Source organism: Stenotrophomonas sp. YJH_SMC_73 (assembly GCF_059370155.1).
Genome location: NZ_JCAFTJ010000007.1, coordinates 34,839 through 48,171, shown reverse-complemented (window position 1 = coordinate 48,171; position 13,333 = coordinate 34,839). Strand labels below are relative to the sequence as shown.

At 68.5% G+C, this 13,333-nt stretch carries 11 protein-coding genes; 7 read left to right on the top strand and 4 right to left on the bottom strand.

Going from position 1 to position 13,333, the window contains the following annotated elements:
- Positions 1 to 39: 39 nt before the first annotated feature.
- A complete protein-coding gene (queA, locus tag AC5P8R_RS12755) occupies positions 40 to 1,107 on the bottom strand; it encodes a tRNA preQ1(34) S-adenosylmethionine ribosyltransferase-isomerase QueA (RefSeq protein WP_014646825.1) in 1,068 nt (355 codons plus the stop codon).
- A 209-nt stretch (positions 1,108 to 1,316) separates the two neighbouring features.
- On the opposite strand from queA, the gene AC5P8R_RS12750 reads away from it, so the two are divergent.
- Together AC5P8R_RS12750 and AC5P8R_RS12745 are read left to right on the top strand one after the other, a co-directional pair.
- Entirely contained in the window at positions 1,317 to 2,813 is a 1,497-nt protein-coding gene (locus tag AC5P8R_RS12750; protein ID WP_014646824.1) for an aminotransferase class III-fold pyridoxal phosphate-dependent enzyme, read from the top strand.
- 193 nt (positions 2,814 to 3,006) lie between these two features.
- A complete protein-coding gene (locus AC5P8R_RS12745; RefSeq protein ID WP_014036864.1) occupies positions 3,007 to 3,600 on the top strand; it encodes an LOG family protein in 594 nt (197 codons plus the stop codon).
- Between the two features lie 19 nt (positions 3,601 to 3,619).
- On the opposite strand, the gene AC5P8R_RS12740 is transcribed toward AC5P8R_RS12745, so the two are convergent.
- A complete protein-coding gene (locus AC5P8R_RS12740) occupies positions 3,620 to 6,460 on the bottom strand; it encodes a bifunctional diguanylate cyclase/phosphodiesterase (RefSeq protein ID WP_069117163.1) in 2,841 nt (946 codons plus the stop codon).
- Between the two features lie 247 nt (positions 6,461 to 6,707).
- On the opposite strand from AC5P8R_RS12740, the gene AC5P8R_RS12735 reads away from it, so the two are divergent.
- The 5 genes from AC5P8R_RS12735 (at position 6,708) to AC5P8R_RS12715 (ending at position 10,888) form a co-directional block, all read left to right on the top strand.
- Entirely contained in the window at positions 6,708 to 7,226 is a 519-nt protein-coding gene (locus AC5P8R_RS12735; protein WP_229653773.1) for an RNA polymerase sigma factor, read from the top strand.
- Complete coding sequence (locus AC5P8R_RS12730; RefSeq protein WP_046430166.1) at positions 7,223 to 8,221, top strand: hypothetical protein; 999 nt, start codon at positions 7,223 to 7,225, stop codon at positions 8,219 to 8,221. Before AC5P8R_RS12735 ends, AC5P8R_RS12730 begins: the two co-directional genes overlap by 4 nt.
- A gap of 40 nt (positions 8,222 to 8,261) precedes the next feature.
- Entirely contained in the window at positions 8,262 to 8,858 is a 597-nt protein-coding gene (locus tag AC5P8R_RS12725) for an IMPACT family protein (RefSeq protein WP_032960562.1), read from the top strand.
- Positions 8,851 to 10,623 (top strand): ABC transporter transmembrane domain-containing protein, encoded by a 1,773-nt coding sequence (locus tag AC5P8R_RS12720; RefSeq protein ID WP_046430164.1) that lies wholly within the window; start codon positions 8,851 to 8,853, stop codon positions 10,621 to 10,623. The genes AC5P8R_RS12725 and AC5P8R_RS12720 overlap by 8 nt, the downstream gene beginning before the upstream one ends.
- Positions 10,624 to 10,693: 70 nt before the next feature.
- Positions 10,694 to 10,888 (top strand): hypothetical protein, encoded by a 195-nt coding sequence (locus AC5P8R_RS12715; RefSeq protein WP_014646818.1) that lies wholly within the window; start codon positions 10,694 to 10,696, stop codon positions 10,886 to 10,888.
- Between the two features lie 219 nt (positions 10,889 to 11,107).
- Here AC5P8R_RS12715 and AC5P8R_RS12710 read toward each other — a convergent pair whose 3' ends face one another.
- Both AC5P8R_RS12710 and pdxY read right to left on the bottom strand, forming a co-directional pair.
- A complete protein-coding gene (locus AC5P8R_RS12710; RefSeq protein ID WP_014646817.1) occupies positions 11,108 to 12,232 on the bottom strand; it encodes a prephenate dehydrogenase in 1,125 nt (374 codons plus the stop codon).
- Entirely contained in the window at positions 12,229 to 13,137 is a 909-nt protein-coding gene (gene pdxY / locus AC5P8R_RS12705; protein WP_014646816.1) for a pyridoxal kinase, read from the bottom strand. Before pdxY ends, AC5P8R_RS12710 begins: the two co-directional genes overlap by 4 nt.
- Positions 13,138 to 13,333: the final 196 nt, after the last annotated feature.

Below are 13,333 nucleotides of genomic sequence, written 5' to 3'. Positions count from 1 at the left end.
GTGCGCACCCACAGGGGGCCCCTGCCCTCCCGGGGCGCGCTACCCCGCCTGCGGGAACAGCAGCATCGCGTCGCCGTAGCTGAAGAAGCGGTAGCGCTGCTCGATCGCGTGCTGGTAGGCCTCGAACACGCGCTCCTTGCCGGCAAACGCGGAGATCATCATCAGCAGCGTGCTTTCCGGCAGGTGGAAGTTGGTCACCATCGCGTCCACGCTGCGGATGCGGTAGCCGGGGGTGATGAAGATCTGCGTCTCGCCGGCGAACGGCAGCAGCTCGCCATCGCGCATCGCGCTTTCCAGCGCGCGCACCACGGTGGTGCCGACGCCGATCACGCGGCCGCCGGCGGCGCGCGTGCGCCGCACCTGCTGCACCAGTTCGGCACCGACATTCAGCCACTCGCGGTGCATCACGTGGTCCTTCAGGTCTTCGGCACGCACCGGCTGGAAGGTGCCCGCGCCCACGTGCAGGGTGACGTGGCCGAACTCCACGCCCTTTTCCTTCAGTGCGGCCAGCAACGGTTCGTCGAAATGCAGGCCCGCGGTCGGTGCCGCCACCGCGCCCACTTCACGCGCGAACACGGTCTGGTAGCGCTCGCGGTCGTCCACGCCCGGCTCGCGCTGGATGTACGGCGGCAGCGGCAGGCGGCCGGCATGCAGCAGCCACTGCTCCAGCGACTCGGGCACGTGGAACTGCAGCACGTAGAACTCGCCATCGCGGCCCAGCACCTCGGCTTCGCCACCGGCATCCAGCGCGATGCGGCTGCCGGCCTTCGGCGACTTGCTGGCGCCCACCTGGGCACGGGCCTGCTGGCCGCCGAGCAAGCGCTCGATCAGGATCTCCACGCGGCCGCCGCTGGCCTTCTGCCCGAACAGGCGCGCCGGGATCACCCGGGTGTCGTTGAACACCAGCAGGTCGCCCGGCTGCAGCAGCGACGGAAGGTCACGCACCTGCAGGTCGGTGAATGCGGCGGGGGCTTGCGGCACCAGCAGCAGGCGGCTGGCGGAACGCTCGGCCAGGGGCGCCTGCGCGATCAGTTCGGCCGGCAGGTCGTAGTTGAAATCGGACTTCTTCAAGGCAGTGGGCGGCAACAGGTCGACAATGGCGCGCATTGTACGTCCAGCGTCTGCGAGCCGGCGTGCTTCGCGGCGAACGTCGCGCAAAATGCTGCTATGCAGCAGGTTTTTGCGGGGTTATCGCGCAAAAAAACAAGTGCTAGCATCGAGTCGGAAGTCCGCTGCACGAGCCTGCCCCCAAGCGCGCGTTGACGCGCGTTTTGCTTTTGAAGGCCCGTGCGACCCATCGTTTCAGGAGATCTGCAATGAGCTTCATCGAACGCCTCGCCCCCCTGCGCACCCAGCCCGGCACCCGCCTCACCACCGGCCTGGACGACGCCACCCTGACCGCCCTGTCCGTCCGCCACCCGCAGCTGATCGCCGCAGTGGATGCCGCCGCCGAGGAGTTCGCGCGCGTGCAGGCCGACCTGGGGCCGCTGCTGGCGCAGGACGAACAGGCGCAGATCGACGCGATGCAGGACGGCTTCGTCAATTTCTACGCCGATGATGCAGTGACCCCGTACGTGGCGCTGGCCGCGCGTGGCCCCTGGGTGGTCACCCTGAAGGGCGCGGTGCTGTACGACGCCGGCGGCTACGGCATGCTCGGCTTCGGGCACACCCCGGATGCCGTGCTGGAGGCGATGGCACGCCCACAGGTGATGGCCAACATCATGACCCCCAGCCTGTCGCAGCAGCGCTTCATCACGGCCCTGCGCGCCGAGATCGGCCACCGCCGTGGCGGCTGCCCGTTCGCGCGCTTCATGTGCCTGAATTCCGGCTCCGAGGCGGTTGGCCTGGCCGCGCGCATCGCCGACGTCAACGCCAAGCTGCAGACCGACCCGGGCGCGCGCCACGCCGGCGCCACGATCAAGCGCGTGGTGGTCAAGGGCAGCTTCCATGGCCGTACCGACCGCCCTGCCCTGTATTCCGATTCCAGCCGCAAGAGCTACATGCAGCACCTGGCCAGCTACCGCGGCGAGGATTCGGTGATCACCGTGGCGCCGTACGACGAGGCCGGCCTGCGCAAGGTGTTCGAGGACGCCGCACGCAACCAGTGGTTCATCGAGGCGGTGTTCCTGGAACCGGTAATGGGCGAAGGCGACCCGGGCCGTTCGGTGCCGCCGGCGTTCTATGCCGTGGCCCGTGAGCTGACCCGTGCGCACGGCAGCCTGCTGCTGCTGGACTCGATCCAGGCTGGTCTGCGCGCGCATGGCGTGCTGTCGGTGGTCGATTACCCGGGCTTCGAAGGCCTGGATCCGCCGGACATGGAGACCTACTCCAAGGCGCTCAACGCCGCGCAGTACCCGCTGTCGGTGCTGGCGGTGACCGAGCACGCCGCGCAGCTGTACCGCAAGGGCATCTACGGCAACACCATGACCAGCAACCCACGCGCGCTGGACGTGGCCTGTGCCACCCTGGCGCAGCTGACCCCGCAGGTGCGTGCCAACATCGCCGAACGCGGTGCCGAGGCCGTGCGCAAGCTGGAACAGCTCAAGAGCGAACTGGGTGGCCTGATCACCAAGGTGCAGGGCACCGGCCTGCTGTTCTCCTGCGAGCTGGCCCCGCAGTTCAAGTGCTACGGCGCCAATTCCACCGAGGAATGGCTGCGCCAGCACGGCATCAACGTGATCCACGGCGGCGAGAATTCGCTGCGCTTCACCCCGCACTTCGGCATGGACAGCGATGAGCTGGACCTGCTGGTCGGCATGGTGGGCCGCGCCCTGCGTGAAGGCCCGCGTCGCGAACAGGCGGCTGCCGCGTAAGCCTGCTTGGCGTTTGTAGAGTCGAGCCATGCTCGACTCAGCCTTTGCCGCGATCTGAACGAAGCGCAGCCGAGCGTGGCTCGGCTCTACAGAAGGCCTGTCAAGGCCTCATAATCCACCGACACCCCGTCCCTGACCGCCCTGCGGTTGGCGACGGGGCGTTTTCGTTTCCGGCCAAGAGACAGGAAGATCCATGAAATCGATCTGTGTGTACTGTGGTTCCAACGCTGGCAGCAAGCCGGCCTACACCGAACGCGCCATTGCCCTGGGTGATCGCATCGCCCGTGACGGCCTGCGCCTGGTGTATGGCGGCGGCAACGTCGGCCTGATGGGAACCGTGGCCAATGCCGTGCTCGCCGCCGGCGGGGAGGTGACCGGCGTGATCCCGCGCCAGCTGGCCGACTGGGAAGTGGCCCACCGCGGCCTGACCGAACTGGAGATCGTCGGTTCGATGCATGAGCGCAAGTCGCGCATGTTCGACCTCGCCGATGGCTTCGTCGCCCTGCCCGGCGGCTTCGGCACCATGGAAGAGATCTTCGAGATGCTGACCTGGCGCCAGTTGGGCATCGGCAACAAGCCATGCGCCTTCCTCGACGTGGAAGGCTTCTACGCCCCGCTGATCGGCATGATCGATCGCATGGTGGAAGAGCGCTTCCTGCATCCGGACCAGCGCCAGGACCTGTGGTACGGCTCGGACATCGAGGAAATGCTGGAGTGGATGCAGAACTACCAGCCGGCCCAGGCTTCCAAGTGGATCGACGAGAAGCGTCGCTCCGCCCTGCGCTGAGGCGACCCGGCGCGGTGGCTCAGGCCACCGCGCCGTCCCACGGCGCCGGGCGGCCCAGCAGGTAGCCCTGGCCGTAGTCGCAACCAAGTTCGCGCAGCGTCTGCCGCTGCGCTTCGGTCTCGATGCCTTCGCCGATGGTTTCGATGCCCAAGGTGCGGGCCAGTGACAGCACGCCCTCGACCAGCGCGCGCGTGCTCTGCACTTCCGGCCCATGCAGGCCGGCGATGAAGCTCTGGTCGATCTTCAACGTGCTGATCGGGAAGCGGTGCAGGTAGGACAGCGCCGAGAAGCCGGTACCGAAATCGTCCAGCTGCACCTGGATGCCACGCTCGCGCAGGCCCTGCAGGATGCGCAGCGTGTGCGGGCCATCATCCAGCAGCGCCACCTCGGTAATCTCCAGGCGCAGCCGGCGTGGGTCGGCGCCGCATGCATCGAGCAGGCCGAACAGGCGGCCACTGAACTCGGCCGAGCGGAAATGGCGTGGCGATACGTTCACCGAGACATAGCCGTGGCCGCCTTCGGCCAGTCCCGCGATGACCTGTTCGTAGATCAGCCAGTCGACCTGCTCGATCAGGCCGCTTTCCTCGCCCAGCTCCAGGAACGCCCCGGGCAGCAACAGGCCACGACGCTCGTGGCGCCAGCGCAGCAAGGCCTCGTGCCCCACCACTTCGCCATCGGACAGGCGCACGATCGGCTGGTAGAACGGCACGAAGTCGCGGTTGTTGATCGCACGCCGCAGATCCGCTTCCAGGTCCAGGCTGCGCATCGCTTCTTCGCGCATGTCTTCGTCGAAGATCGCGCAGCGGTCATGACCCTGCGCCTTGGCCCGGTACATCGCCGCGTCTGCGTCGCGCAGCAGTTCTTCACCGGTCCGGTAGCGCGGGTTCCACAAGGCGATGCCGAGGCTGCCGGACGGGAACAGTTCGCGCCCGGCGATCCACATCGATTCCTGCAGTGCCAGCAACAGCCGCTGGCCGAACTCCAGCGCCTGTGCCAGCCCCTGCGGACACTGCAGCAGCACCGCGAACTCATCGCCGCCCAGCCGCGCCACCACGTCATCGGTGCCGGCCATCGATACGATGCGCTTGGCCACCTCCACCAGCATGCGATCGCCGGCAGCGTGGCCGATGCTGTCGTTGACCAGCTTGAAGCGGTCCAGGTCGAGGAACAGCACGGCGAACACCGGCCCACCCTCGCGCTTGGCCAGCGCCAGCGCATCCTGCAGGCGATCAAGCAGGTGCAGGCGGTTGGGCAGGCCGGTCAGCGCATCGTGCATGGCCTGATGGGTCAGGCGCTGCTCGGCACGCAGGCGCTCGCCGATCTGCCCGAGCAGCTTCTCGTTGACCTCGGCCAGCTCGCGGGTACGTTCCTCCACGCGCTTTTCCAGCTCGGCATGCGCCGAACGCAGCTGCTGCTGGTCGCGCTGGCGCGCCAGCCCGGTTCCGATGTTCTGTGCAACGAAGGTCAACAAGCGCTGATCGTGCACGCTGAACGTGCTGTTCTCGCTGTAGCTCTGCACCACGATCGCGCCGACCACCTCGTCATCGCGCAGCAGCGGCACACCCAGCCAGCAATGCGAACGTGCGCCCGATTCGCGCACTTCGCCGCTGGCCAGCAGTGCGTCGATCTGCTGCCGCGAAGCCAGCAACGGACGCCGGTTGCGCACCACGTACTCGGTCAGGCCGCGGCTGAACGGGCGTGGCGCACGGCTGGCGTTGTGCTCGTCCACCGAGTAGACGAAGTCCAGGCCGCTGCCGGCCCCGTTCACCAGCGCGATGTAGAAATTGCGCGCGTCAAGCAGGCGCCCGACCACGCCATGCACCTGCCCGTAGAACTGGGCCAGGCTGTCGGCCGACATCGCCATCTCGGCGATGTTGTACAGCGCGGTCTGCAGCTGCTCTGCGCGGCGGCGCTCGGCCACTTCATCCTGCAGGCTGTGGTTGGCACGCTGCAGCTCCAGCGTGCGCCGCTCCACCTGCTGTTCCAGCCGGACCTGCGCCTGGCGCCGGTCCATCGCAGTCTGCACGTGCTGCGCGACAAAACCCAGCAGCGCCCGCTCGGCCTCGCCATAACGGGCCGCCAGCTCATAGCTCTGCACCACGATGGCGCCGCATACCCGGCCATCGCGCAGCATCGGCACGCCCAGCCAGTCCAGGCTCTCCGGTCCACGCTGCGGGTCGTGCTCCTGCTCGACCACGCGCGCCAGCAACTCGCGCGAGGGGCCGCTGAGCGGCTTGCCGTGGCGCAGCAACGCCACGGTCAGGCTGCGCGGCATCTCATCGGCGTCATGGCTCTGCGACGGATCGGCGACGAAGTCATCGACCTGGTCGGCGAAGTACAGGAAGCGGATCTGGTCGCGGACATCGTCGTACTCGACGATGTAGCAGTTTTCCGCGTACATCAGCGTGCCAAGCACGCCGTGCACGTGACGCAGCATCTCCGACATCTCCAGGTCGGCGCCAGCCAGATCGGCGATCTGGAACAGCGCCTGCTGCAGCCGTTCAGCTTCTTCCAGCGCCTTGATCTGCCCGGCCTGGCGACCGCGCTGCAACGCCAGCTCCATGGCCTGCCGGGCCAGCCCCCACCACGCCGCTGAAGGCACGGCGCCTTCGACCGACAACTGCAGGCGGGCACCGTCATATTCCCAGCCATGGCAACCGTTGCCCACGCCGGGCACCGTCAACGCGTCGGCCGCCGCGACAGCCGGCCAGCCGCCCTGTCCGCGGCCCAGCTGCGGGTCATCCCAGCCAACGCGGACCACGGCCGAGTCCGGCAGCAGCGCATGCAATGCGCGCACCAGCGCCGTGCTCAGCACGGCCTCGTGTGGTGGCTCTTCCGCCGGTTCAACGTGCGTGGACAAATGACAATCTCTCGGCGCCGTCTGTGCGTCGCCTCCCCTGAGCCGCCGAGCATAGCGCGCCACCCGGGGGGCAATGGAAGCCCGTAAACCCCGAATCGTGCGCCCGTACGTTTTTCCTCCTGCCCGTAGCCGCTTCCACGCCATGAACCTCGCCCTGCCCGCCCCCGTCACCCGCTATGCGCCACCGCCTGCAGGCCTTACCCTGTACGCTGTGGAAGCCAGCGCACTGCCAACCGATGAAGCCTTGATGCTGGCCTGGGCCGGTGGCGACCTGCGCGCGTTCGAAAGCCTGTATGCACGCCATCGCAAGCGCCTGTTCGGCTTCCTGCTGCGGCAACTGCGCGACAACGCGTTGGCCGAGGAGATCTTCCAGGATGTCTGGCAGCGGGTGATCAGCGCGCGCGCGGGCTGGCAGCCTGACGCTGCATTCAGCACCTGGCTGTTCCGCATCGCCCACAACCGCCTGAACGACCACTGGCGGGCCGCTCGCCATCGCCCTGCCGCACCGGCCGACGCCGACCTGCGCCTGGCCGCGATCGAGGACGGGCAGACCCCGGAAGCCGAGCTTTCCGAATTCGAACAACGTCGCCGCATCCAGCTGGCGATGGAGCAACTGCCGCCCGAGCAGCGCGAAGTGCTGCAGCTGCGGCTGGATCAGGAACTGAGCCTGGAGGAGATCGGCCAGATCACCGGCGTAGGCCGGGAAACCGTGAAATCGCGGCTGCGCTATGCGATGGACAAGCTGCGTGCGGGATTGAACGCATGAACCGAGACGAACCGCTGACGCCGGAAGAACGCGAGCTGGCGCGCCTGCTCGGCCGTCGCGTCGAACAGGCCCCGCCGGCCGCGCTGGACGCCACCATCCTGGCCGCGGCGCGCGCTGCCGTGCACGCACCGGCGGCCGATGCTGCTGTCCCCGCCGAGGCGCCGCGCAGGCAGCGCACACGTCCGCGTTGGCCGGCGGTGTTCGGCATCGCCGCCTCGATGGTGTTCGCCATCGGCATCGCCTGGCAGCTGCGCCCGGAACCGCCGCCGGTTCCGGCAGGCGAGGCCGCTGTTGCCGCGGCGCCCGCTGCGGCAGACGTCGCGGCCGCCGATCAGGCCGCGGGGAGCAGTCCAGCCGACAGCGCGGTTGCCGCATCGGAAACGGCCACCGAACCTGCAGCACCCGAGGCGGCCCCTGTTGCCGCTCCCCCGGCGCCGTCCGTCGCGCGGGTAGCCAAGCCTGCGCCGACCGAGACTGCTGAAGCTCCGGCCCAGGCTGCACGATCGATGGCGGCGGATGCGGCCGCCGATACGTCCTTTGCGGCGCTCCCGCCTGGTCCGGCCACCGCACCGGCAGCGGCACCGCCCGCGCCTCCCGCACCGGCTGCCTATTCGGCACCTGCACCGGCATTGGCGCCGGCCCCGGCAGGGGCGCTGAAAGCACGCAGCGCCGAGGCGCCAGTGGCCAACGCTGCCGATGCGGAACGGGCGCAGGCACTGGATCGGGTAGAGATCACCTCGATGAAGCGGCAGGCCCCGAGCCGCTCCGCGCCCGGCGTCATGCGCCGGGGCGCCGACGCGCGGCTCAGTGCGGATGCCGTGCAGGCCGAGGTGGACGCCGATGCACAGCTGCCGCGACGGCAGTGGCTGCAGAAGATCCGCGCGCGCCGCGATGACGGCCAGCGCGACCTGGCCCGCGCCAGCCTGGAGCGCTATGTGCAGCAGTATCCGGAAGCGCGCCTGCCGCGCGACCTGCGCCCGCTGCTGGACGACTGAAGCGGGCAGTGACCTCCGGCGACCCCGTAGAATGGCGGGAATGCCCGATACCCTCGCCCAGCCGGTAAGCCACACGCTGGAAGTCAAACACAGCCGCTTCATTGCCCATGCCGCGCCGATCGATGGCGCCGCGGCAGCATTGGCGTTCCTGCAACAGGTGGCCGTAGCCGACGCAACCCACAACTGCTGGGCCTACCGGCACGGCCAGGACTACCGCTCCAGTGACGATGGCGAGCCCGCCGGCACCGCTGGGCGGCCGATCCTGGCTGCGATCGACGGCCAGGGCTTCGACCGGGTGATGGTGGTCGTGACGCGCTGGTTCGGCGGCATCAAGCTGGGCGCCGGTGGACTGGTGCGCGCCTACGGTGGCGCCGCCGCCGAATGCCTGCGTACCGCCCCGCGCTTGCCGCTGGTGGCGATGGCCCGGCTGCAGCTGTTGGCCGGCTTCGAGGATCTGGGCACCCTGCATGCCACCCTTCCCAGCTTCGGCGCCGTGAAGCGCGATGAACAGTTCGATGCCAACGGCGTGTGCCTGCGGGTCGAATTGCCGGCCGATCAGGTCGATGCATTGAAAATCCGCCTGCGCGACGCCACCCGTGACCGTATCCGCATACAAGACGACGACCAGGATGACTGACAAGGACGACGCCCCCGCCTCGGCCCCACCGCTGCGCCGCCTCGGCAGCCTGAGGACGCTGTGGCCGTTCGTGCGCCGCCACAGCGGGCTGTTCACCGCTTGGCTGCTGGCGCTGGCGGTCTCTTCGGCCGCCACGCTGAGCCTGCCCCCCGCCGTGAAGCAGATGATCGACCACGGCTTCACCAGCGGTGGCCAGATCAACCGTGCCTTCGCCCTGCTGATGCTGGTGGCGGTGGTGCTGGCACTGGCAACGGCCGCACGGTTCTTCTTCGTGTCGCTGCTTGGCGAAAAAGTCGTGGCCGACCTGCGCAGCCGCCTGTACGCACACCTGATCCAGCTCGGTGCCGGTTTCCATGACCGCAGCCGTAGCGGCGAACTGGTCTCGCGCCTGACCGCTGACAGCGAACTGCTGCGCAGCGTGGTCGGCTCGACCATGTCGGTCGCCCTGCGCAGCAGCGTCACCGTGGTCGGCAGCCTGGCCATGCTGTTCGTCACCAGCCCCAGGCTGGCGGCATGGTCGCTGCTCGGCATCCCACTGGCGGTACTGCCGATCATCATCGGCGCGCGCAAGCTGCGCACGGTTGCACGCAGCAGCCAGGACCGCATCGCCGATGCCAACAGCCTGGCCAGCGAGACGCTGGGCGCCGTGCGCACGGTGCAGGCACATGCACGCGAGCCTTACGAGCGCGGACGCTTCGACAAGGCACTGGGCGATGCCATCGGCGCCGCGCGCCGACGCATCGGTGCGCAGTCGCTGGTCACCGCCAGCGCCATCCTGCTGGTGTTCGGCGCCATCGTTGGCGTGCTGTGGCTGGGCGCGCACGATGTCATCGACGGGCGCCTCAGTGCCGGCACGCTGGGGCAGTTCGTGCTGTACGCGCTGATCGGCGGCGGCTCGGTGGGCGCGCTGGCCGAAGTGTGGAACGAACTGCAGCGTGCAGCCGGTGGCATGGGCCGCATTGGCGAGCTGCTGCAGGAAGACATCGAGATCCGTGCACCGGCGCAGCCGCACGTTCTGCCGCAACCATTGCGCGGCGAAATCCAGTTCGACGACGTGGTGTTCCACTATCCGCAACGTCCGGACCAGGCCGCGCTGGACCACTTCAACCTGCATGTCCGCCCGGGCGAGACGGTGGCCCTGGTCGGCCCGTCGGGCGCGGGCAAGAGCACGGTGCTGTCGATGCTGCTGCGCTTCCACGATCCGGCCAGCGGCCGCATCTGCGTGGATGGCATCGACGTACGCCAGGTCGATCCGGCCGAGCTGCGCGCGCAGCTGGCGCTGGTGCCGCAGCAGCCGACGCTGTTCGCGGCCAGTGCGCGCGACAACATCCGCTATGGCCGCCTGCAGGCCAGTGACGCCGAGGTCGAAGCTGCCGCGCGTGCGGCCGAGGCCGATGGCTTCCTGCGCGCGTTGCCGCAGGGCTACGACAGTGAGTTGGGCGAACGCGGTGCGCGCCTGTCCGGTGGCCAGCAGCAGCGCGTGGCGATTGCCCGCGCACTGCTGAAGGACGCGCCGATCCTGCTGCTCGATGAAGCCACCAGCGCGCTGGACGCACAGAGCGAGCACAGCGTGCAGCAGGCGCTGGAGCGGCTGATGGCCGGTCGCACCACGGTGGTCATCGCCCACCGCCTGGCCACCGTGCTCAAGGCCGACCGCATCGTGGTGATGGACCAGGGCCGCATCGTGGCCGAAGGTACCCATGCCCAGCTTCTGGCCGAAGGCGGACTGTACGCTGAACTGGCACGACTGCAGTTCATCGATTGATGACGGCCGGCTAACATCGGCCGGACCAAGCTGGCCTCGCATCAGCAGCATCCGCTGAAGGAGGTACGCGATGTCGTTCCGTCAGTTCCCTGCAGTCGACAGCAATGGCGAAAGCCACATCATCATCGAGTTCAAGCCCGAGGCGAATGGCAGCGGGCATCACTCTGAATCCACGCCGCGTTACGAGCTGGATGACGGGCGTCATCTGGTTCGCAATGGCCGCGAATTCACCACCAGCGGCGGCGAACTGCGGTTGATGATCTAGCGCTGCCCACCTTGGTGGGCACTGGCCGTGTCGCCCTGCTCTGGTAGGTGTCGACCTCGGTCGACACGCGCTTTGCCAAGGGCAGTCGAGCAATGCTCGACTCCACAAGAAGGCGTGATCAATTTTTCACCAAGCATCTTGACAGCCTTGCCTGACAAGGGCTGCGCAGGGTTATCCACACGTTTGCTCAGAAACCATCCACACCGCCTGTGGATGAATTCAGCCCAGCACCCGTCCGATGCCGCTGGCGTCCACGTCGGCCGCGGCCCGGGTGATCGCCGCCGGATCGCTGCCGGCCACGAATCCGATGCGGAAGTGCACTTCACCGCCGGGCGTGCGCGAGGAATGGATCGAAGCCAAGCTGATGCCATGCTGCTCGAACACGTTCAACAGCTCGCGCAGCGAGCCAGGCCGGTCCTCCGGCAGGTGCACCGACAGCGCGTTGCGCTCGGTCAGATCGGCCAGCAGATACCCCACGCGTTCGAACGTGTAGTTGCCATCCGCCAGGGCCTGCTCGCCGAAGGCACTGCGATTGGCTGACAGCAGCTGCTCACGGAATGCAGCCCGTGCGCCGTCGTCGCCCTGTCCGACCTGCACCTGCAGGGCCTGCAGCTGCCCCACCAGCCGCTCCAGCATCGGCGCCACGTACGGGTTGCCGAACTGGATGTCTTCGTAGATCGCCGGATTCAGCGACAGGATGCGCGAGATGATCGCCGTGTCCAGCTCGAACGACGCCGAACGGTACGGCATCATCGCGGCCAGATCGCCCAGCTGCGGCTGGTACTGGCGCAGCACGCCTGCCTGCGCCAGGTGGGTGGCATGCACCATCGCCTGCACCAGCGCCATCATCTGGTCGTGGTGCTGCGGCGTCGCGCGCACGCACTCGGCCTGCAGCGCGGTGCACAGCATATCGACCCATGCCCGCCAGTGCTGCAGCCGCGCTTCGCAGACCACCATCACCCGCCCCTTCAGGGTCGGCGCCTTGGGTGGCGCGGTCATCGGGTGCAGTCCGACCACTTCGGCCTGCGAGGCCAGCATCGCCTGCACCGGTGCCTCCTTTACCGAGGTCACATCCAGCCACAGCCTGCCCTGCTCGCGGCCCGCCGATTGCCGCACGTACTCGGCGATCAACGCCGGCGTGTGCCGGATCGGTGCCGAGAACACCAGTACATCGGCCTGCGCCAGCAGGTGTTCCGGCGTGTGCGAGTCCGGGTCGGCCGGGTCATGGCCGATCACCTGCAGCTGCAGGTGCTGCTGGAAGAAGCGGCACAGCCAGCGCCCATAGGCACCAGCACTGCCGACGATGCCGACCGTGCGCGGCGTGCGTGGATCCAGGCCGCTCATGCCACGCGTTCAGCGCGGAAGCGCGTTCCTTCGGCCAGCGCCGCCGGCGCGGCAGCGATCACGTCGAACTCCTCGAAGCCGTTGTCCAGGGTCGCCTCCAGCGCCGCATGGGTGCCGGCAATCGCGCGCGAAATCGCCTGCTGCATCGACTCACCGCGCAGCAGGAACGACACCACCAGCGACATCAGCACGTCACCGGTACCGGCCACGTCCACCGGCAGCAGCGGTGAGGTCCAGCGCCAGGTTTCCTCGTGCCCGACCGCCAGGGTGACCAGCTCACCCGGGTTGCCGCCTACGCTGTGCGCGATCACCCAGTGCGGGCCACGATCCAGCAGCGTGCGCGCGGCGGCGATGGCATCGGCCTCGGCCAGTGCCGGCATGCCGGTCAGGCGATTCAGTTCGAAGGCATTGGGCGTCACCAGCCAGGCGTGCGGCAGCAGGCGCTCGGCGAAGATCGCTTCCAGGCCCGGTTCCACGTAGGGTCCGGTATGGGTATCACCGATCACCGGGTCCAGGCAGTAACGCAGCTGTGGGCAGGCCGGCAGGATGTTGTCCAGCCAGTCGGCGAAGGCCGCACCGTTGGCGGTGCTGCCGAAGTAGCCGGACACCAGCATCTTCGCCCGCTGCGGCAGGCCACGCTCGTGGGTACCCAGCAGCAGGTCGGCAAACCAGTCGGCGGGCAGCACGCGGCCCCGCGTAGTGTCGTAGAACGGCGCATTGCTCAGCAGCACGGTCGGGATTTCGGCGACGCGCACGCCCAGTGCGCGCATCGGCGGGACGGCGGCACTGTTGCCGGCGTGGCCGTACACAAGTTGCGACTGGACCGAGATGACATCGATCGGCGACGGCCCATCCGGCCGCTGGCGGCGGCCGTGGACCAGGTGGTTATCAAGGGATTCGCTCATGGCCGCATTCTACGCCCAAGGGAGTTTTCGGCAGGGCTTGCAGCCCTGCACCTGCCGAAGGCGAAGCCGAAGCAAGATCAAGAGCCGCATTCCGTGGGATGGCGGGGCGGTGTGGGTGGTCAGGACACGCCGTAAACCCCCCTCCGGGGTCCGGCCCAGCCGCTGGCGGCTGTGCGTTCGGGCGCTTGCGAAGCAG